General features: G+C 73.6%; 23 protein-coding genes. 12 read left to right on the top strand and 11 right to left on the bottom strand.

Annotated features, from left to right (window positions below):
- The first annotated feature begins 68 nt into the window (after positions 1-68).
- Positions 69-812, top strand: coding sequence for a thiazole synthase (locus LV78_RS24160; RefSeq protein ID WP_253848099.1), 744 nt, complete (start codon positions 69-71; stop codon positions 810-812).
- An 84-nt stretch (positions 813-896) separates the two neighbouring features.
- Positions 897-1,316, top strand: coding sequence for a MarR family winged helix-turn-helix transcriptional regulator (locus LV78_RS24155; RefSeq protein ID WP_425546835.1), 420 nt, complete (start codon positions 897-899; stop codon positions 1,314-1,316).
- Between the two features lie 15 nt (positions 1,317-1,331).
- On the opposite strand, the gene LV78_RS24150 is transcribed toward LV78_RS24155, so the two are convergent.
- From LV78_RS24150 to LV78_RS24135, 4 genes are all read right to left on the bottom strand, one after another.
- Positions 1,332-2,150, bottom strand: a complete 819-nt coding sequence (locus LV78_RS24150; protein WP_253847901.1) for a class I SAM-dependent methyltransferase — start codon at positions 2,148-2,150, stop codon at positions 1,332-1,334.
- A 93-nt stretch (positions 2,151-2,243) separates the two neighbouring features.
- Positions 2,244-2,450: a DUF397 domain-containing protein gene (locus LV78_RS24145; RefSeq protein ID WP_253847900.1), complete on the bottom strand. Its 207-nt coding sequence runs from the start codon at positions 2,448-2,450 to the stop codon at positions 2,244-2,246.
- A 49-nt stretch (positions 2,451-2,499) separates the two neighbouring features.
- Positions 2,500-2,706 carry a DUF397 domain-containing protein gene (locus LV78_RS24140; protein WP_253847899.1) on the bottom strand — a complete coding sequence of 69 codons (207 nt, stop codon included), beginning with the start codon at positions 2,704-2,706 and terminating at the stop codon, positions 2,500-2,502.
- Between the two features lie 19 nt (positions 2,707-2,725).
- Positions 2,726-3,580: a helix-turn-helix domain-containing protein gene (locus LV78_RS24135; RefSeq protein ID WP_253847898.1), complete on the bottom strand. Its 855-nt coding sequence runs from the start codon at positions 3,578-3,580 to the stop codon at positions 2,726-2,728.
- Between the two features lie 276 nt (positions 3,581-3,856).
- Here LV78_RS24135 and LV78_RS24130 point away from each other — a divergent pair, with 276 nt between their 5' ends.
- Positions 3,857-4,090: an HC3 family zinc finger protein gene (locus tag LV78_RS24130; RefSeq protein ID WP_253847897.1), complete on the top strand. Its 234-nt coding sequence runs from the start codon at positions 3,857-3,859 to the stop codon at positions 4,088-4,090.
- A complete protein-coding gene (locus LV78_RS24125; protein ID WP_253847896.1) occupies positions 4,087-4,419 on the top strand; it encodes a hypothetical protein in 333 nt (110 codons plus the stop codon). Before LV78_RS24130 ends, LV78_RS24125 begins: the two co-directional genes overlap by 4 nt.
- On the opposite strand, the gene LV78_RS24120 is transcribed toward LV78_RS24125, so the two are convergent.
- Positions 4,373-5,110 (bottom strand): SDR family NAD(P)-dependent oxidoreductase, encoded by a 738-nt coding sequence (locus LV78_RS24120; RefSeq protein WP_253847895.1) that lies wholly within the window; start codon positions 5,108-5,110, stop codon positions 4,373-4,375. The genes LV78_RS24125 and LV78_RS24120 overlap by 47 nt on opposite strands.
- A gap of 84 nt (positions 5,111-5,194) precedes the next feature.
- Here LV78_RS24120 and LV78_RS24115 point away from each other — a divergent pair, with 84 nt between their 5' ends.
- On the top strand, positions 5,195-5,785 hold the full coding sequence (locus tag LV78_RS24115; protein ID WP_253847894.1) for a TetR/AcrR family transcriptional regulator: 591 nt from the start codon (positions 5,195-5,197) through the stop codon (positions 5,783-5,785).
- Positions 5,786-5,822: 37 nt separating this feature from the next.
- Here LV78_RS24115 and LV78_RS24110 read toward each other — a convergent pair whose 3' ends face one another.
- Entirely contained in the window at positions 5,823-6,533 is a 711-nt protein-coding gene (locus tag LV78_RS24110) for an alpha/beta fold hydrolase (RefSeq protein ID WP_253847893.1), read from the bottom strand.
- A 136-nt stretch (positions 6,534-6,669) separates the two neighbouring features.
- On the opposite strand from LV78_RS24110, the gene LV78_RS24105 reads away from it, so the two are divergent.
- Positions 6,670-7,236, top strand: a complete 567-nt coding sequence (locus tag LV78_RS24105; RefSeq protein WP_253847892.1) for a TetR/AcrR family transcriptional regulator — start codon at positions 6,670-6,672, stop codon at positions 7,234-7,236.
- A 23-nt stretch (positions 7,237-7,259) separates the two neighbouring features.
- Here the strand turns inward: LV78_RS24105 and LV78_RS24100 are convergent, their stop codons facing one another.
- Positions 7,260-8,264, bottom strand: a complete 1,005-nt coding sequence (locus LV78_RS24100; RefSeq protein WP_253847891.1) for an NADP-dependent oxidoreductase — start codon at positions 8,262-8,264, stop codon at positions 7,260-7,262.
- A 128-nt stretch (positions 8,265-8,392) separates the two neighbouring features.
- Between LV78_RS24100 and LV78_RS24095 the strand changes: the two genes are divergently transcribed.
- Positions 8,393-8,947: a TetR/AcrR family transcriptional regulator gene (locus LV78_RS24095; RefSeq protein WP_253847890.1), complete on the top strand. Its 555-nt coding sequence runs from the start codon at positions 8,393-8,395 to the stop codon at positions 8,945-8,947.
- A gap of 44 nt (positions 8,948-8,991) precedes the next feature.
- Here the strand turns inward: LV78_RS24095 and thiD are convergent, their stop codons facing one another.
- Together thiD and thiC are read right to left on the bottom strand one after the other, a co-directional pair.
- Positions 8,992-9,822 carry a bifunctional hydroxymethylpyrimidine kinase/phosphomethylpyrimidine kinase gene (thiD, locus tag LV78_RS24090; RefSeq protein WP_253847889.1) on the bottom strand — a complete coding sequence of 277 codons (831 nt, stop codon included), beginning with the start codon at positions 9,820-9,822 and terminating at the stop codon, positions 8,992-8,994.
- 1 nt (position 9,823) lies between these two features.
- Positions 9,824-11,467, bottom strand: coding sequence for a phosphomethylpyrimidine synthase ThiC (gene thiC, locus LV78_RS24085; RefSeq protein ID WP_253847888.1), 1,644 nt, complete (start codon positions 11,465-11,467; stop codon positions 9,824-9,826).
- A gap of 186 nt (positions 11,468-11,653) precedes the next feature.
- On the opposite strand from thiC, the gene LV78_RS24080 reads away from it, so the two are divergent.
- Complete coding sequence (locus LV78_RS24080) at positions 11,654-12,406, top strand: hypothetical protein (protein WP_253847887.1); 753 nt, start codon at positions 11,654-11,656, stop codon at positions 12,404-12,406.
- A gap of 518 nt (positions 12,407-12,924) precedes the next feature.
- Here the strand turns inward: LV78_RS24080 and LV78_RS24075 are convergent.
- Entirely contained in the window at positions 12,925-13,512 is a 588-nt protein-coding gene (locus tag LV78_RS24075; protein WP_253847886.1) for a peptide deformylase, read from the bottom strand.
- 127 nt (positions 13,513-13,639) lie between these two features.
- Between LV78_RS24075 and LV78_RS24070 the strand changes: the two genes are divergently transcribed.
- Together LV78_RS24070 and LV78_RS24065 are read left to right on the top strand one after the other, a co-directional pair.
- The gene (locus LV78_RS24070; RefSeq protein ID WP_253847885.1) at positions 13,640-13,933 is read left to right on the top strand and encodes a DUF3263 domain-containing protein; all 294 of its coding nucleotides are present in this window, start codon (positions 13,640-13,642) and stop codon (positions 13,931-13,933) included.
- On the top strand, positions 13,930-14,604 hold the full coding sequence (locus tag LV78_RS24065; RefSeq protein WP_253847884.1) for a LytR C-terminal domain-containing protein: 675 nt from the start codon (positions 13,930-13,932) through the stop codon (positions 14,602-14,604). Before LV78_RS24070 ends, LV78_RS24065 begins: the two co-directional genes overlap by 4 nt.
- Before the next feature lie 114 nt (positions 14,605-14,718).
- Here the strand turns inward: LV78_RS24065 and LV78_RS24060 are convergent, their stop codons facing one another.
- Positions 14,719-15,426, bottom strand: coding sequence for a GntR family transcriptional regulator (locus LV78_RS24060; protein ID WP_253847883.1), 708 nt, complete (start codon positions 15,424-15,426; stop codon positions 14,719-14,721).
- Between the two features lie 86 nt (positions 15,427-15,512).
- Here LV78_RS24060 and LV78_RS24055 point away from each other — a divergent pair, with 86 nt between their 5' ends.
- Complete coding sequence (locus LV78_RS24055; protein ID WP_253847882.1) at positions 15,513-16,613, top strand: NADH:flavin oxidoreductase/NADH oxidase; 1,101 nt, start codon at positions 15,513-15,515, stop codon at positions 16,611-16,613.
- A gap of 229 nt (positions 16,614-16,842) precedes the next feature.
- The gene (locus LV78_RS24050) at positions 16,843-19,059 is read left to right on the top strand and encodes an AAA family ATPase (protein WP_253847881.1); all 2,217 of its coding nucleotides are present in this window, start codon (positions 16,843-16,845) and stop codon (positions 19,057-19,059) included.
- Positions 19,060-19,264: the final 205 nt, after the last annotated feature.

Raw genomic sequence — 19,264 nt, 5'->3', positions numbered from 1 at the left:
CCGACCTCCCCGCACCCGACCACCCCGCGCCCGACGTCCCCGACCGCGCCTCCGCCGACCCGCTCCGCATCGCCGACCGCGAGTTCACCTCCCGCCTGATCACCGGGACCGGCGGCGCGACCAACCTGACCGTCCTCGAACGCGCCCTGCGCGCCTCCGGCACCGAGCTGACCACCGTGGCCCTGCGCCGCGCGGACGGCTCGGGCGGCACCGGCGTCCTGGAGCTCCTGCGCCGCATGGGCGTCGACGTCCTGCCCAACACGGCCGGTTGCCGCACCGCCGCCGAGGCCGTCCTCACCGCCCGGCTCGCCCGCGAGGCGCTGGGCACGTCCTGGGTGAAGCTGGAGGTCCACGCCGACGACCGCACCCTCCTCCCCGACCCCGTCGAGACCCTGGACGCCGCGCGCCGCCTGGTCGCGGACGGCTTCACCGTCCTGCCCTACACCAACGACGACCCGGTCCTGGCCCTGCGCCTGGAGGACGCGGGCTGCGCCGCCGTCATGCCCCTCGGCTCGCCCATCGGCACCGGCCTCGGCGTGCGCAACCCGCACAACCTGGAGCTGATCGTCGCCAGGGCCTCGGTCCCGGTGATCCTCGACGCGGGCGTCGGCACCGCCTCCGACGCCGCGCTCGCCATGGAGCTGGGCTGCGCCGCCGTGCTGCTCGCCACCGCCGTCACCAGGGCGCAGGACCCCGAGCTGATGGCCTCCGCCATGCGGTCGGCGGTGCGCGCGGGCAGGTGGGCGCGCCTGGCGGGCCGGGTGCCGAAGCGGTTCTGGGCGCACGCCTCCAGCCCTGCGCCGGACGCCTGAACGGTGATCGGCTTGTCGGTGGTGCAGGGGGCACCCGGCATGATGGATGCTGAACACCCGTTTTGTCCGGAGGAGGGGCCGCCGGTGACCGACCTGGAGGACGCCACCGCGCGTTTGTACCTCACGATCGGCAGGCTTTCCCGGCTGCTGCGCCGAACCGGCTCGCCGGGGCTCGGCCCCGGCGCGATCTCGGCGCTGGCGACGCTGGCCCGCTGCGGGCCGATGCGGTTGGGGGACCTGGCGAACAAGGAGGGCGTGGCGCCGCCGACCCTGTCCAGGATCGTGGCGACGCTGGTCGAGGCCGGGTACGTGCGCAGGGAACCGGACCCCCAGGACGGTCGGGCCTGGCTGGCCAGCCCGACCGACGAGGGGGTCACCATGGTGTCCGGCGTGCGGTCCGCCCGCGTCCAGGAGCTGAGGGCGCGGCTGGAAGCCCTCAGCCCCGAGCACCGCGACGCGCTCGTCGGCGCGCTGGGCGCGCTCGAAGCCCTGGTCGAGGAGTAGGCGCGGACCGGTGCGCTACGCGGGGAACCGGTAGCGCACCACCCGTCCCACGTCCCGCAGCCCTGGGATCATCGACACCACCTTGAGCTGCGCGCGCCCCGCCCTCGGCAGCCGGTCCTGCATCGGCATCTCGGTGCTGCGCACGGAATCCAGGAGCTTGAGCCCCCAGGCTTCGGGCGCGGCGGGGTCGTCGAGCGACCACTTCAGCACCGCCCCCGACCGCCGGACGGGCGGCACCAGCTTCTGCAGCCTGACGCCGAGCGACCCGTAGGCGTCGAACATCAGCTCCCCGGACGGGAAGCGGCCGGTGGCCCGCCGGACGATCTCCTCCACCTCAGCGCCGGACAGGTACATCGACAGCCCCTCGAACACGACCGCGGCGGGCCGGTCGCCCTCGATCGACTCCCACAGCTCGGCCGAGGTCGCGGAGGCCCCGACGAGCCGGTAGTCCCCACCGGGCGGCGGGAGGACCTTCTCCCGCAGCGCCACCACGTCCGGCAGGTCGACGTCCACCCAGCGCACGCCGGGACCGGGGGAGGTGCGGTGCGCGCGGGTGTCCAGCCCGCACGCGAGGTGCAGGACGGTGGCGCGGGGGTGTTCGGCGAGGAACTCCCGCAACCACTCGTCGAGCTGCCAGGCCCGGATGGCAACGCCGACGGCGGACGTCGTCGTCATGCCTGTTCCGGGGAAGTCGTAGTCGAGCCGGGCGACGGCCTCGGCGGCTGCTCCGTCGTGCAGGACGGAGTTGGGGCGGGCGCTGTCGAGCGCTCGTCCGTACAGCGTGGCAAGCATCGTTTCCTGCGCTCCGGTGAGCGCCGCGCGCACACGTTCCACCCACCCGAGCGTAGCCCGGAACCATTGGGGCGGTTGGGTTTCGGCCGGAATGCGACACGACGGTCCCGGCGGGCGGCCGGGACCGTCGTGGTCTCAGCGGCCGAACCGCCCGGCCTTGAGCCCGTTCACGAACCTGGTGGCGGCGTCGCCGTCGAAGACGAGCGCCCCGTGGGCGGGGTTCTTCGAGTCGCGGATCGCGCGGGCGCTGGACGTCCCGCAGGCCATCTCGACGCAGTTACCGCCACTGCTGCCGGAGCGACGGGACTTCTTCCACTTCGCCCCCTCAAGCTTGCCGATCATGGTGCTCCTTCCACGACGGGCCCGGCGCCTGCCGGGACCGGTCACCGGTTCAGCGGTCGAACCGCCCGGCCTTGAGGCTGTTCACGAACCTGGTGGCGGTGTCGCCGTCGAAGACGAGCGTCCCGTGGGCGGGGTTCTTCGAGTCGCGGATCGCGTGGGCGCTGGACGTCCCGCAGGCCATCTCGACGCAGTTACCGCCACTGTTCGAGGAGCGGCTGGACTTCTTCCACTTCGCCCCCTCAAGCTTGCCGATCATGGTGCTCCCTCTGTCGCAGTCACAGTTGCGCTAGTACCGTATCGACTAGCTGCAGCGACTCCTCGTGAGAGAGTGCACAACTGATGATCTCGCGCATCGTGTTTTGATAGCGGTTCACTCGATCGGGATCTTCAATCCAAGCACCGTCGGTCAGGCTCTCGACGTACAGCGAGCGATTCCCCTCGGCATCGGTCAGTACGACGATTGGGAATCCGCACCCTGGGTGCGCGCCAACCGAGTTGGGGATCACCCGCAGCTCGCCGATGCCCTTGCGGCACAGCGCTACCAGGTGCTCCAACTGCTCTCGCATCACCTCGACGCCGCCGATCGGTCTACGCAAGACCGACTCGTCGACCACCCATCGGATTTTCGGGGCGTCCTCCGTGTAGAGCCGTTCCTGTCTGGCGAGTCGACCTTGTACGAGCCTGTCAACATCTTTAGCGCTCAGGGATGAGTTCGTTCGGATGACGGCGCGTGCGTACGCCTCGGTTTCCGCGAGCCCCTGCAGGAGCCAAGGCGAGTAGGAATCGATCGTGACCGCGGTTTCTTCCTTGTCGAAGAAGCGCTTCAGGCGTTCCGGAACCGCGCCGCCCCACGTGGTGCGGCCTCGGCGCTGGCGGGCGTGCGCGGCCAGGCTCTCGATGTCGTTGCGGCGCTCGCCGGTGATGTTGTAGGCGTTCAGCAGCATGACCAGATCCGGCGTCTTGACCGCGACCCCGCCGCCTTCGATCATCCGGATCTTCGAGGCGGAGCAGTCCAGGGCCGCCGCCGCGTCCGCGCGGCTCAGACCGGCCTCCTCGCGGCACGCCTCCAGCACCTCACCCAGCTTCCGCTTGTAGACCGCCGTGTGGTGCTGCGCAGACCCGTCCACCATGCCCCGCTCTCCTCCATGACCGCGGCACCAGTGTGCAACATCGACTCCTCGGGGATCGTTCGCCCGAAAGAGGGCCTGCACAAACCCTGCCGCAGGGTTTACGGTCGGAGACGTCGAGCCGGTGCGGGCACCGGTGAGGCGGCCGGTCTGCGCACGTCGTCGCAGTTGCAGCTCCTCGTGCGCAGACCGGGCCGATCAACTTCCCAGGCGGAGGAACCGATGAGGACCCAGTGCCCAGAGCCGCGCCGCGACGGCCGGAACCCGGTGGGCTGACCCGTGCCGAACCGAGCGTTCAAGTGGCTGCCGCACGACCGGTCCCGCCACGCCGTCGGGCACCGGAGCAACCCCGGCGAGGACACCCGCACCCTGTGCGGCGTCGACGTCACCGTGCCCACCGGGGAGCTCCCGCGCACCCACTGGTACTGGCCGACCTGCGTGGACTGCGACGCGGCGTGGCGCGGTCACGAGGGCATCCCCACCTTCCCCCGCACCTGGCAGGCGCGCCCGTGACCCACCACCCGCCCCGCCCCTCGGACCGCCGCGCCCGGCTGGCGCACGCGGCGCACGCCCACGCGCCCAGGCTGTTCGCCATCGCCTACCGGAGCGCGGACGGCGCGGACGGCGAGATCGCCGCCTACGGCCTCCAGTTCCCCGACCGCGCCGAGACCGTGGGCGTGGCCGACGGCCACCGCACCAGCTCCGAGACGGCGGCCCGCGCCAGGGACCTCTACGCCCGCTTCGGCGCCCCCGACGCCCTCACGGCCCACCTGCTGTGGCTCGACCCGGACCCGCTCAGACCTGCGCCTGCCCGCCGTCCGCGAACAGCTCGACGCCGGTGACGAACGAGGAGGCGTCCGAGGCCAGGAACAGCGCCGCCGACGCGATCTCCTCCGGCTCGGCCATCCGCCCCAGCGGCACCTGCTCCCGCACGTACTGCTCGATCATCGGCCCGCCCGCGCTCATCAGGCCGGGCGTGCGGGTGGGGCCGGGGCTGAGCACGTTGATCCGGAACTGCCGGTCCTTGGACTGCGCCGCCCAGTTGCGCACCAGGTTCCGCACCGCGGCCTTGGACGCGCTGTACACCGCGAGGAGCGGGTTGGGCCGGGTGCTGTTGCTGGACCCGATCACGATGATCGACGCGCCCGCCGACAGCAGCGGAAGCGCCTTCTGGATGGTGAACAGCGTGCCCTTCACGTTCACCGCGAGGGTGAGGTCGACGCCCTCCTCGGTGTGCTCGCCGAGCGGGGCGTCGGCCGCCAGGCCCGCGTTCGCGACCAGCACGTCGACCCGCCCGGCCTCGGCCAGCACCCGCTCGTAGAGCGCGTCCAGCGCGGCCGGGTCGGCGACGTCGGCCCTGACCCCGGTGGCGGCGTCCCCGATCTCGGCGACGGCGGCGTCGAGCCGCGCGGCGTCCCGCCCGGTGACGAAGACCCGCGCGCCCTCGGCGGCGAACCGGTGGGCCATGGCCAGCCCGATCCCGCTGGAGCCCCCGGTGATCACGGCCACCTTGTCCTGCAACACGCCCGGCATGGTTGAACCCCTCGTTCTGGAATGGATCGTCCAGAACCTAGCCAGTTGTGGACGACCGAGTCAAGAACGGGTAGTTTCGGCGCCGTGCCGAGGCCCAGGAAGTTCGACGAGACGCAGGTGCTGGAGCTGGCGCGGGAGCAGTTCTGGACCACCGGGTTCGCGGGCACGCGCATGGACGACATCGCCCGCGTCACGGGCCTGGGCAAGGGCAGCCTCTACGGGGCGTTCGGCGACAAGGAGGCCCTGTTCCACCGGGTCTTCGACGACTGGTGCGGGGCGATCGTCGCCCTGGCCGAGGAGAACCTGACCGGCCCGGACGAGGGCGCGCTCGCCCGGCTGGAGGCCTACGTCCGCTTCGTCGCCGCGAACACCGCAGCCGACGTCGGGCGCCGGGGCTGCTTCCAGGCCAAGGGGACCGCCGAGCTGGCCGCGTCCGACGAGTCCGTCGCCGACCGCTCGGCCACCACCATGCGCGCGCTGCTCGGGCTGCTGAGCCGCGAGATCACCGCCGCCCAGCGCTGCGGCGACCTCGCCCCCGACGCCGACCCGGACGCGCTGGCGTCGCTGCTGCTGGTGGTGGGCCGGGGCGTCGAGGCGGTCGGGAAGGCGGGCCTGGGCGCGGAGGCCGTGACCAGCGCGGTGGACACCGCCCTGGCGCTCCTGCCCAGGCCCTAGACCTGCCCCCGCGCCCTCCGCGCCCCGCTCAGCCCGCTCAGCCCGCCGCCCGCACCGCCGCGAGCACCAGCTCCGCCACCACCTCCGGCCGCGACACCGCGACCGCGTGCGAGGCGTCGACCCGCGTCGTGGTCGACCCGGCGCGCTCGGCCATGAACTCCTGCGAGGCCGCCGGGATCGCGTTGTCCTGGTTCGCGACCAGCGCCCACGACGGCAGCGAGCGCCACGCGGGCTCGCCGTCGAGCCCGGCCGCCAGCGCGGCCTCGGCCACCGGGCGCTGGGTCGCGGCCAGCACGGTCGTCGCGCTCTCCGGCAGGTCGGCCGCGAACACCTCGCGGAAGTCGCCCGGCTTGATCGACAGCTCCGGCGCGCCCTCGTGCACCAGCGCGTCCAGGGTGTCCGGGCCGAGCTTCGCGCCGGGGAAGCGGCCGGACAGCTCCAGCGCGCTCTCGCCCGCGTCCGGCTGGAACGCCGCGACGTAGACCAGCGCCTTCGCGCCCGGCACGTCCCGCGCCGCGCGGGTGATCAGCGCGCCGCCGTACGAGTGGCCGACCAGCACGACCGGGCCCGCGACGGCGTTGGCCACCGAGGCGACGTACGCGGCGTCGGACTCCAGGCCGCGCAGCGGGTTCGCGACCGCGACGGCGCGCACGCCCTCGGCCTGCACCCTGCGGACGACGTCGGTCCAGCTGGACGAGTCGGCGAACGCGCCGTGGACCAGGACGACGGTGGGGGTGGTGGTGCTCATGGTGGGGACTCCTCGCGTCCATTGTGGCAGAAAGAACGATCGTTCTTCCTGTGGACGAGACTAGCCCTCCGCTCGTGGTGGTCAACGTGAACGATCACACGGTGCAGAACGACCGGTCTTTCTCTAGAGTCGGGGGATGACGACTGCCCCGGTCAGCGCCGAGCACCCCAGGGAGAGGCTGCTCCGCACCGCGGCCCGCCTCTTCTACGCCGAGGGCATCCACGCCGTGGGGGTCGACCGCCTGGTCAAGCAGGCCTCGGTCACCAGGGCGACCTTCTACCGGCACTTCCCGGCCAAGGACGACCTGGTCGCCGCCTACCTGGCGGAGGAGAGCCAGCGCATCCGCGAGGGCATGGCCGCGCTCGCCGAGGGCCGCCCGCCGCGCGCCGCGCTCGTGGCGATGCTCGCCGAGGTCGGCGACGCGACCTGCGCGGACGGCTTCCGGGGCTGCCAGTTCCTCAACGCCGCCGCCGAGCACCCCGACCCCGAGCACCCGGTCCGCAAGGTCGTCGACGACCACCGCGCCTGGTTCGCGGGCAGGCTCCACGAGCTCGCCGCCGAGGCCGGTTGCCCGGACCCGGACCACGTGGCCCGCGTCCTGGTCCTGCTGCGCGACGGCGCCCTGTCCGGCGGCGACCTGGACGACCCGGCGCTCGTGCGCGCCACCCTCCGCCGGGCCGTCGAGGCGGTCGTGCCCGAGTAAGGTCGCCGCCCGCCCGCCGCCCGCTAGTCGACCGACAGCACGATCTTGCCCCGGATGTGCCCGCGCTCCGCCCGCGCGTGCGCGGCGGCGGCGTCCGCGAGCGGGAAGACGCTGTCGACCCCGACCCGCACCTCGCCCGACCCCAGCAGCGCGCCCAGCTCCGCCAGCTGCGCCCCGCTCGCCCTGACCTGCGTGGCCGAGACGGTCACCTCCCGCCGCGCCGCCTCGGCCACGTCGTACGGGCCGGGGAACACCGGGAACAGCGCGCCCCCGCGCCGGACCAGCGGCAGGAACCGCCCGGTCGCCTCCCCGCCGACCGCGTCCAGCACCAGGTCGACCTCGTCGACCACGTCCTCGGCGCGCTCCCGCGTGTAGTCCACGACCACGTCCGCGCCCAGCTCCCGCAGGAACTCCCCGTGCGACCCGGAGGCCACCGCGACCACCCGCGCGCCCCGCCACCGGGCCAGCTGCACCGCGAAGTGCCCCACGCCGCCCGCCGCGCCGTTGACCAGCACCGTCGTCCCCGGCCCGAGCGGGACCGGGCGGTGCGGCTCCGGCTGGAACGGCGGCGCGACCTCGTGCCCGAGCGCGATCAGGAACTGCCACGCGGTCAGCCCCGCCATCGGCGCGCCCGCCGCCTGCGCGTGGTCCACGCCCACCGGCTTGCGGGCGAGGTCCGTCGCGGGCGCCACCACCTGCTCGGCGTACGCGCTGCCGCCGGGCGAGGGGAAGCGCAGCATCCCGAACACCTCGTCCCCGACGGCCCACCCCGCGCCCTCGCCGACCTCCTCCACCACCCCGGACACGTCCGTGCCGGGGATCAGCGGCAGGTCGAGCCTCGGCCGCAGCTCCGGCGGGATCTTCGTCATGCCCTCCCGCAGGTACCAGTCCGGCGGGTTGAGCCCCACCGCCCGCACCCGCACCCGGACCTCGCCCGGCCCCACCTCGGGCACCGGGACCTCGTCGAGCCGCAGCACCTCCGGCCCGCCGTGCTCGTGCAGCCGAACCGCCTTCATCGTGCCCGTCATCCCGGCCTCCACCTGCTCGAACGCTGAACGGATCAGTGAACCGGATTAACTGGTTCACTGATCCGAATGCTAGGAGTGGGCACGCGGCCGGGTCAAGTGGTTCACTGAACCGGAAATGGAGGGCGACCATGCGGGCCGACGCCAGGAAGAACCGCGACCACCTGCTCGCGATCGCGGACGCGGTCATCACCGAGCAGGGCGCGGACGTGTCGATGCGCGACCTCGCGCGCCGCGCCGAGGTCGGCCTCGCGACCCTGCTGCGCCACTTCCCGACCAGGGACGCGCTGCTGGACGCCCTGCTCCGCGCGGGCTTCGACGAGCTGACCGCCCTGGCCGCGCAACTGGAGGCGCGCCTGCCCCCCGGCGAGGCGCTCAAGGCGTGGCTGCGCGAGTTCGTGGCCTGCGCGCACACCTACCGGGGCGCCGTCACGACCATGATGGGCGCCATCGAGGACCCGGACTCCGCGCTGCACGCCTCCTGCGTCGCGATGCGCGGCTCCGGCGCCCGCCTGCTGGAGCGCGCCCAGTCAGCGGGTCAGGCCAGGGCCGACCTGACCGGCCCCGATCTGTTCGCCCTCGGCGGCGCGCTGATCTGGCTGCACGACCAGCCCACGTCCGCCCCCCGCGCCGACCACCTGTTCGACGTGGTCGTCGCCGCGATCCTGCCCCAGGAGAAGCCGTAGGCCCGCCCGCGCGAACGCGGACGGGCCTACGGGGAACGCCTACCTCACTCCGCCAGCCGCCACAGCGGCGACACCGGCCCGACCCCGCTGCCCAGCGGGTACGCCGCCAGCACCGACCGGACCACGAAGTCCTTCCCGAACCGAACCGCGTCGACCACCCCCACCCCGCGCGCCAGGCGCGAGCAGATGGACGACGCCAGCGTGTCCCCGCTGCCGTGCGTGTGCAGCACGTCGTACCGGGGCCCCACGTACTCGTGGAACTCCCGCCCGTCGTACAGCAGGTCCAGGCACTCCGGGTCGCCCTTCATGTGCCCGCCCTTGACCAGCACCCACTCCGGGCCCATGCCGTGCAGCACCTTCGCCACCTCGCGCTGCTCGGCGCGCGTGCGCACGTCGACCCCGGTCAGCAGCCGCACCTCGTCCAGGTTCGGCGTCACCAGCGTCGCCCTCGGGAACAGCAGGGTCCGCAGCGCCTCCAGCGCGGCGTCGGTGAGCAGCGGGTCGCCGTGCATCGACGCCGACACCGGGTCCACCACGAACGGCGTCCCGCCCGAACCGATGCCGACCTCGTCGCACGCCGCCGCCACCGCCTCGATGATCGGCGCCGACGCGAGCATCCCGGTCTTGGCCGCGTCCACGCCGATGTCGGTGGCCACCACCCTGATCTGCGCCGCGACCTGGTCGGCCGGGATCTCCACGACCCCGCTCACGCCCAGCGAGTTCTGCACCGTCACGGCGGTCACCGCCGTCATCCCGTGCACCCCGCACGCCGCCAGCACCCGCAGGTCGGCCTGCAGGCCCGCGCCACCGCCCGAGTCGGAACCCGCGATGGTCAGCACCTTCTTCGGCGTCTCCACGACGCTCGGCCGCTCCACGTCAGTCCACGACCGGCAGGTAGACCTTGCCGCCCCGGTCGTCGAACTCGTGCGCCTTCTCGGCCATACCCGCCTCAATCGCTTCCACAGTGGACAGACCCCGCTCCTCAGCGTAGCGCCGCACGTCCTGCGTGATCCGCATCGAGCAGAACTTCGGCCCGCACATCGAGCAGAAGTGCGCCGTCTTCGCGGGCTCCGCCGGGAGCGTCCGGTCGTGGAACTCGCGCGCGGTGTCCGGGTCCAGCGACAGGTTGAACTGGTCCTCCCAGCGGAACTCGAACCTGGCCCTGGACAGCGCGTCGTCCCACGCCTGCGCGCCGGGGTGGCCCTTGGCGAGGTCGGCGGCGTGCGCGGCGATCTTGTACGTGATCACCCCGGTCTTCACGTCGTCCCGGTCCGGCAGCCCCAGGTGCTCCTTCGGGGTCACGTAGCAGAGCATGGCCGTGCCGAGCGCCCCGATCTGCGCCGCGCCGATCGCCGACGTGATGTGGTCGTAGGCGGGCGCGACGTCGGTGGCCAGCGGGCCGAGCGTGTAGAACGGCGCGCCGTCGCACCACTCCTGCTCCAGCCGCACGTTCTCCGCGATCTTGTGCAGCGGCACGTGGCCCGGCCCCTCGATCATCACCTGCACGTCGTGCGCCCTGGCCACCCGCGCCAGCTCGCCCAGGGTCCGCAGCTCCGCGAACTGGGCCTCGTCGTTGGCGTCCGCGATCGAGCCGGGCCGCAGCCCGTCGCCCAGCGAGAACGTCACGTCGTACTCGCGCAGGATCTCGCACAGCTCGGCGAACCGGGTGTACAGGAAGCTCTCCCGGTGGTGCGCCAGGCACCACGCGGCCATGATCGACCCGCCGCGCGAGACGATCCCGGTGACCCGCCGCGCCGTCAGCGGCACGTACCGCAGCAGCACGCCCGCGTGCACCGTCATGTAGTCCACGCCCTGCTCGGCCTGCTCCACGACGGTGTCCCGGTACACCTCCCAGGACAGCGCCGCCGGGTCGCCGCCGACCTTCTCCAGCGCCTGGTAGATCGGCACCGTCCCCACCGGCACCGGCGAGTTGCGGATGATCCACTCGCGGGTCTCGTGGATGCGCTTGCCGGTCGACAGGTCCATCACGGTGTCGGCGCCCCAGCGGGTCGCCCACACCATCTTCTCCACCTCCTCCTCGACGGACGAGGTCACCGCCGAGTTGCCGATGTTGGCGTTGACCTTCACCAGGAACCCCTTGCCGATGACCATCGGCTCGGACTCCGGGTGGTTGCGGTTGGCCGGGATCACCGCCCGCCCCGCCGCGACCTCGTCGCGCACGAACTCCGGCTCCAGCGACTCGCGCAGCGCCGCGAACCGCATCTCCGGCGTGATCACCCCAGCCCGAGCCCAGGCCAGCTGGGTCGAGGCCCCGTTCACGGGTTCGCGCGCGGAGATCCAGCCCGCGCGGATCTTCTCCAGTCCTCCGCGCACGTCCACGTCCCCGGCCGTGTAAGGCCCGGAGGTGTCGTACAGGTCGAAGTGGTCGCCGTCGGTGAGCTCGACCCTGCGGAACGGGACCCGCACGCCGTCCTCCGCGTCGCGGTGGACCTTGCGGGACCCCCGGATCGGCCCGGTGGTGACGCTCGGCCGGACCGAGCCGTCCCCGAGTGCCGTCACGGCATTCCTCCCTACGCCGGCATTACCCGGTCAGGTTCAGGCGGTCGGCGGCCCCGCGACCCCAAGGTCGCAGCCGCCCTCTCAGCCCGCTCAGGTGCGAGCTCCCGCGATGTTGAGTTGTCCGATCGACCATAGCCACGGCGCGTGCCGGTGCCAAGGGCCGTGCCCACGGCGTAAGTTGCACGCGTGGCTGATCACCCGCCGTTCCCGCCCGGCGCGCGGCGCGTTGCCCGCCGAGCCCCGGTCGCGGCCTGCCCGACCTGCGGCGACCTGGCCGGCCGCAGCTACCCGACCTGCAGGTTCTGCGCCGAGCTGGTCGACCAGGTGTGGCTGCTGGACTGGCAGGAACTGCTGTCGGCGGAGCAGCTGGCCGAGGGCGGTTCGGGCGAGCGCGAGCTGGCCGAGCGCGTCCTGGCCGACCCGGTGGGCAGGCACCCGTGGACGTGCGTCGACTGGGCGATGACCCTGGTCACCTGCTCCCAGTGCGGCGCCGAGCCGACCGCGGGCCCGTGGGACTGCGTCCGCTGCGCCATGACCGACTCCACCCGCTGGCAGTGGAACCACACCGCCCCCCGGAGCGCGATCACCCCGGCGGAGCACGCCCTGCGCGCCGCACGGGCGGCCCTCCGCGCCCCGCACCGCAGACGCTCCCCGGTGGTGGACGCCTGGCGCCTCCTGCTCCCGTTCCTGGTGGCGGGCCACGGCGCCACGTCGACGGACGTGTCGAGACTCCGAGCCCAGGTCATCGCGGGCGCGTACACCGACCTGGCGGCCTGCGGCAGCGCGGCGGAACTGACCGGCTTCGTCGAACTCCCCTGGCGCCGCACCACCCCAACGGGTGACCACCACCCCCAACCCCACCAGCCCCGCCCCCGAAGGCAGCTGGAGGCCACACCCCCCAAGACCCCGGAACCAACCCCAACCCCGGACCCGGTCTAACCCTGGAACCGGTCCATCTCTGGACCCGGTCCACCCCCGAACCCGGTCCAACCCCGGACCGCCAGCCCGCCCGCAAGCTCCCCGTACCCGCACCTCGCGCACCAGCCAGGCTCACCGCACTGGCAGGGGAAACGCACCACTGGTCTTACCGCACCCGCCGGCTGCGGCGCTTCACGCACTCGCGGGCTGCGGGGCGAGCGCAGCGAGCCCGCAGCCGCCCACTCCCGCGTCCCTCTTCTCCGTTTGGCCTGGCGAAGCCCGAGCGCGCTCGTCAAGATGCCGCCGCACTGTTCGGAAGACCGCACAGTCATACGGCGTCTTGACGAGTGTGCTTGCCTGAAAGGAGGCCAAACGGAGAAGAGGGACCCCGCCCACCGCAGTGGTAAACGGGACCACCAACCCAACAGCCACTGGCCGGCAGAGCCCGTCCCCCTCTTTTTTGGAGGCCTGCCCCGCCGGCGAGGCGCGTCTTTAGGCTTTTGACTTCGCTTCTAACCCCTCAAACCCCCAGCCCGAACTCAGTCCTCGTCCTCGTCATCCGCGAACGGGTCCTCCGAGGTCGCCGGGTCCCACGACAACCCAGGCACCCCCCACCCGTTCGACTTGATCATCTTCTTCGAGGCCCGCTTGTGCCGCCCGACCAGCCGGTCCAAGTACAAGTACCCGTCCAAGTGATCCGTCTCGTGCTGCAAGCACCGCGCGAAGAACCCCGTCCCCTCGACCTCGACCGGGTTCCCCGCGCCATCCGTCCCGGTCACCTTCGCCCAGGACGCGCGCCCCGTCGGGTAGGACTCACCGGGCGCCGACAGGCACCCCTCGTAGTCGTCGTCCGGGTCCGGCATCCCCAGCGGGACGTCTGAGGTCTGCAACACCGGGTTCACCACCTCGCCCCGGTGCCGCACCCCCTCGTCGTCCGGGCAGTCGTAGACGAACAGCCGCAGGTCCACGCCGATCTGGTTGGCCGCCAGGCCAACCCCGTTGGCCGCCGCCATCGTCTCGTACATGTCCGCGATGAGCGCCCGCAGCTCGTCGTCGTGCTCGGTCACGGGACGGGTCGGGTTGTGCAGGACCGGGTCGCCCGCGATCCGGATGGGGTGTACTGCCATGCCGCGCACCCTATCGGCGCGCCGCCCCCGCTTCCCGCCACTCGGCGTGTCGGGTCGCGCGACCCACGACGACCAAGATCACGTGATGTAATGAGATCACTCACCGAACCGCAGGCCGAGGAGCCCGATGGACGCCGCGCTCGCCCCCCCAGCAGGCCCTGACCGGCCCGGTGGGCTCGACGGGCGAGAGCGCGAGATCCTGGCCTTCGAGCGCCAGTGGTGGAAGTACGCGGGCGCCAAGGAGCAGGCCGTCCGCGAGCTGTTCGACCTCACGCCCACCCGCTACTACCAGCTACTCAACGCGTTGATCGAGAAGGAGGAGGCCCTCGCGGCCGATCCGATGCTCGTCAAGCGGCTGCTCCGGTTGCGATCGGGCAGGCGGCGGGCTCGGGCGGCTAGGCGCCTGGGCGTGGACGGATGAGCAACCCCGAGTCCTCAGGTTCGGCCCAACCCGCCCGCGCCGCGGGCTTCGCCCTGCTCGGCCTCGCCGGCGTGGCGCTGGTGCTCGGCGTCGTGACGCTGTTCACCGGTTCCGACGACGATCCGCAGGCGCAGCAGCAGCAACCCACCCCGACCGCCTCGGCGCCCGCTGACCCCGGCGCCTCCGGCGAGCCGCCCGCAGGTGAGCCCAGCGCGAGCGAGCCCGCCACCGAGTCGAGCGCGCCGCCCGCGACGACGACCACCGCCGAGCAGCCGCCCGCGACGACCACCGAGCAGCAGCAGCCGCAACCGCAACCGCAACCGCCCGCGCAGCAGCCCGGCGACCAGTCGCAGGGCACGCCCGCGACCCGCCCCTCGGTGCGCGTCTACAACAACAGCAACATCAGCGGTCTGGCCGCGCGCGCGTCCGACGACATCGGCAAGTCCGGCTGGGCGGTCCAGGCCACCGGCAACTACCCGGACGGCATCATCGAGACCACCACGGTCTACTACCGCGCGGGCACGGCCGAGGAGGACTCGGCCAAGCAGCTCGCCCAGTCCATCCGCGCGCGCGTGATGCCCAGGTTCGACGGCATCAAGGACGCGCACGACGGCGTCATCGTGATCGTCACGAACGACTACCAGGGACCGAGCGGCAAGGTCGGCAGCTGACCCGGCGCCCGCCGACAGCACTCACCGACAGCACCCACCAGCGGCGTCGACCGGGGCGGACCCGGTCGACGCCGTTCTCGTTCCGACCCGCCCCGCCTCACCCCGCCCCGCCCCTCACCCCTCGCGCCGCTCGCCCTCGCAGTCGTCCGAGCACAGCAGGTCCGACCAGTCGTCGCTGTCCGACAGCTCGAACACCCGCCTCCGGTGCTCGCTGAACAGCGCGTTAGCCGCGTCCGCGTCCCGCGTCCGCAGCGCGCCGACCAGCTCCCGGTGCTCCTCGGCGCACCCGTCCCGCAGCTCCTCGCTCCGGCTGATCCTGGTCAGCAGGAACAAGTGCACCTGCCGCCGGATGCACTCCCACGACCGCCGCAACCGCTCGTGGTGCGCCGCCGCGAACACCGCGTCGTGGAAGTCCACGTCCCGCTGCGCCAGCTCGTGCGCCCCCACCGCCCGCGCCACCGCCTCGGCGGCCCGGTCGAGCGCGGCGAAGTCGTCCTCGGTGGCCCGGTGGGCGACCTCGTGCACCGCCAGCCCCTCCAGCGCCGCGCGCAGGCTGTCCAGCTCGGCGACGTCCCGCCGGGAGAACCGGGTGACCGTCGCGCCCCGGTGCCACGTGACGTGCACGAGCCCCTCGTGCTCCAGCAGCCGCAGCGCTTCGCGCACCGGCCCCCGGCTGACGTCCATGACGGTCGACAGCTCGACCTCGCGCAGCTGCCTGCCGGGTTCGTAGGCGCCGGTGAGGATTCCCTCGCGGATGCGGTCGGCGACCTCGTCGGCCAGCCCCCTGCGGCGCGCGGGTGACACGGTGCCCTGGGTGCTCATGACTCCCCTCACGTTCGTGCCCCTCGATGTTAACAACTCGCACACGTCGTCCTATTGTTAACATTGCGACAAGTGAGGAGCACCCGTTGAGCACCCTGTTCAGCACGCTGACCCTGCGATCCCTGGACATCCCGAACCGGGTCTGGATGTCCCCGATGTGCACCTACTCCGCCGCCCCCTCGGGCCCGGAGACCGGCGTGCCCACCGACTTCCACCTCACCCACCTGGCCAGCCGCGCCGCCGGTGGCGCGGGCCTGGTCATGGTCGAGGCGACCGGCGTGCGCGCCGACGGCCGGATCAGCCCCTGGGACCTCGGCCTGTGGAACGACGCCCAGCAGGAGGCGTTCGCCCGCGTCACCGCCGCGATCAGCGCCCACGGCTCGGTCCCCGCCATCCAGCTCGCCCACGCGGGCCGCAAGGCGTCCACGAACAAGCCGTGGCTGGGCGGCGGCTCCGTCGCCGACACCGAGCACGGCTGGCGCCCGGTCGGCCCCAGCCCGGTGCCGTTCCACGGCCTGCCCGTGCCGCACGAGCTGACCACCGGCGAGATCGCCGCACTGGTCGAGGACTTCGCCGCGTCCGCCCGACGCGCCCTCGCCGCCGGGTTCGAGGTCGTCGAGGTGCACGGCGCCCACGGCTACCTGATCAACTCCTTCCTCTCCCCGATCTCCAACCAGCGGACCGACGAGTACGGCGGCACCACCGAGAACCGGATGCGCTTCGCGCTGGAGGTCGTCGACGCGGTGCGCGCGGTGTGGCCCGAGGACCTGCCCGTGCTCTTCCGCACCTCGGCCACCGACTGGACCGCCGAGCAGGGCGCCGTCGGCTGGACCGAGGACGACACCGTGCTGCTCGCCAAGGAGCTCCAGCAGCGCGGCGTCGACCTGCTCGACGTGTCCACCGGCGGCATGGCGCACGACGCGGTCATCCCGGTGGAGCCGCACTACCAGGTGCGCTTCGCGGAGAAGGTGCGCGCGGCCACCGGCCTGCCCACCGGCGCGGTCGGCCTGATCACCGACCCCGCCCGCGCCGAGGAGGTCGTCGCGAGCGGCCAGGCCGACGCGGTCCTCCTCGGCCGCGAGCTGCTGCGCGACCCGTACTGGGCGCACCACGCGGCCGAGGCGCTCAACACAAACTCGAACTGGCCCGAGCAGTACGGGTACGCCGTGCGCCCGCGCCGCAAGTAGTCCGCACCCCCGGAACTCCCCGCCCGCACCACCGGGCCCGCACCACGACCCGCGCGACACCCCGCACCTCGCGGCTCGTGCGGGCTCGCGGCGCGGGCGGGGACGCTGTCCTGACGGGTCCACCGCGCACGCCCCCAGCACCGCCCAGTCCGCCCGCTACCGCCCCACGCCCACCACCGCACTCCCGTTTCGCACCACCCGGTCACGCCCGCCGAACTACCCTGACCCCGTGATCACCCTGACGGCGAGGCTCTCCCCATCGGCGCTGGACACCCGCCGAGGTGTAGTCCGGATGCACCGCGAAGTCCTGGACGCGCTCGGCCTGCGCCAGTGGGACGCGGTCCGCCTCACCGGCGCCAGGGTCAGCGCGGCCCTCGCCGCCGCGGCCCCCGACGGCAGCCCGGTCGGCGTCGTGCTGGTCGACGACATCACCCTGTCCAACCTCGGCGTCACCGAGGGCGCGGAGATCGTCGTCGCCCCCGTCGAGGTCTCCGCAGCCCGCACCATCACCGTCGCGGGCTCCCGCCTGGCCAGCACCGCGCTCACCCCGGAGACGCTCCGGATGGCGCTCACCGGCAAGGTCCTCACGGTCGGCGACGCGGTGTCCCTGCTCCCGCAGGACCTGGCCCCGCCGCCCGGAGCCGACGTCCCGGCCGCCCGCCGCAAGCTGTCCGGTGCCATCGGGACGACCTGGACGAACGAGCTGCTCACCATCACCTCGGCCGACCCGGACGGCGTGGTCGCGGTCCGCCCCTCCACGCTGGTGGCCTGGCGCGACGCGACCGCCCCGGCGGCGGCCCAGACCCAGCCCCGCCCCGAACAGCAAACCGTCGACGCGGGCCTCACCCCGGTCACCCCGCCGCCCCCGCCCGCCGAGGCGCTCCCGGTCGCCGACCTGGTCGGCCAGCAGGACGCCGCCCGCCGCCTGGCCGAGTGGCTCGACCTCGTCCTCACCCAGCCCGAGCTGCTCACCAGGCTCGGCGCGGCCCCGAGGCTCGCCGCGCTGATCAGCGGCCCCGAGGGGGTCGGCAAGGCGACCCTGGTGCGGGCCGTCGCGCACGCGGCGGGCACCCGCGTGGTCGAGCTGTCCGCACCCGCGATCGCCGTGCTGGAGGCCAACGCCACCGCGCGGGCGCTGGCTGACGCGATCGGCCGCGCCCAGGCCGAGCCGGGCTCCCCGGCCGTGCTGGTGCTGACCGACGTGGAGGCGCTGCTGCCCGCCGCGACCCCGCCGCCGGTGGCCACGGTCGTGCTGGACGCCCTGCGCGCCGCCCTCGACACCACCCCGCTCGTGGTCACCAGCGCCAACCCGGAGCTGATCGACCCGCGCCTGCGCGTCCCCGACCTGGTCGACCGCGAGCTCGTGCTGCCCCTGCCGGACGGCGCGACCCGCCGCGAGCTGCTGCGCGTGCTGCTGCGCGAGGTGCCCCTCGAACCGGACGTGGACCTGGCCGAGGTCGCCGACCGCACCCCCGGCTTCGTCGCCGCCGACCTGGTGGCGCTGCGCCGCGAGGCCGCCGTCCGCTCGGCGCTGCGCCAGCGCCAGGAGGCCGAGCCGCGCGTGGCGCAGGAGGACCTGCTCGGCTCGCTGGACACCGTCCGCCCGATCTCCATGTCCACCTCGGACACCCTGCGCACCGGCGGCCTGACCCTGGACGACGTCGGCGACATGGTCGAGGTCAAGCAGGCGCTGACCGAGGCCGCCCTGTGGCCGCTCCAGTACCCGGACTCGTTCGCCCGCCTCGGCGTCGAGCCCCCGCGCGGCCTGCTCATGTACGGCCCGCCCGGCTGCGGCAAGACGTTCCTGGTCCGCGCGCTGGCCGGGACCGGCAAGCTGAACGTGCTGTCGGTCAAGGGCGCCGAGCTGATGGACAAGTTCGTCGGCGAGTCCGAGCGCGCGGTCCGCGAGCTGTTCCGCAGGGCCGCCGAGGCCGCGCCCGCGCTGGTGTTCCTGGACGAGGTGGACGCGCTGGCCCCGCGCCGGGGCCAGTCGTCGGACTCGGGCGTGGCCGACCGCGTGGTGGCCGCGCTGCTGACCGAGCTGGACGGCGTCGAGCCGCTGCGCGACGTGATCGTGCTGGGCGCGACGAACCGCCCCGAGCTGGTCGACCCGGCCCTGCTGCGACCGGGCAGGCTGGAGCGCCTGGTCTACGTGCCGCCGCCGGACGCCGAGGCCCGCGCGGAGATCCTGCGCGCCGCGTCCCGCAACACCCCGCTGGCCGAGGACGTCGACCTGACCGCGCTGGCGGACGAGCTCGACGGCTACTCGGCGGCGGACTGCGCCGCGCTGATCCGCGAGGCCGCGCTGACCGCGATGCGCGAGTCCCTGTCGGCCACCGCCGTGACGGCCGACCACCTCGCGAAGGCGGGCTCGGTCGTGCGCCCGTCGCTGGACCCGGCGCAGCTGGCGTCGCTGGCGGCCTACGCGGAGTCCAGAAAGGCCTGAGCCTCTGGTGGTCCCCGGTCCCCGGCGCGCTGCGGGGGACCGGGGACCACCGCGCACCACCCCACCGCGCACCACCCGGTCGGCCGAGGCGGGCTCGGGCGCTCGACCGCGCTGGTCGACCGGTGGCCGTGCGACCGACCGCGCGCACCGTCCAGGACCCGGTCCCGCCGTCCGGCACCCGGACGGGGCGTCCGGAGACCCAGAC

This window comes from Actinosynnema pretiosum (assembly GCF_024171695.1).
In the GTDB taxonomy this organism is placed as follows: domain Bacteria; phylum Actinomycetota; class Actinomycetes; order Mycobacteriales; family Pseudonocardiaceae; genus Actinosynnema; species Actinosynnema pretiosum.
This window is presented reverse-complemented; position numbering and strand designations above follow the sequence as displayed.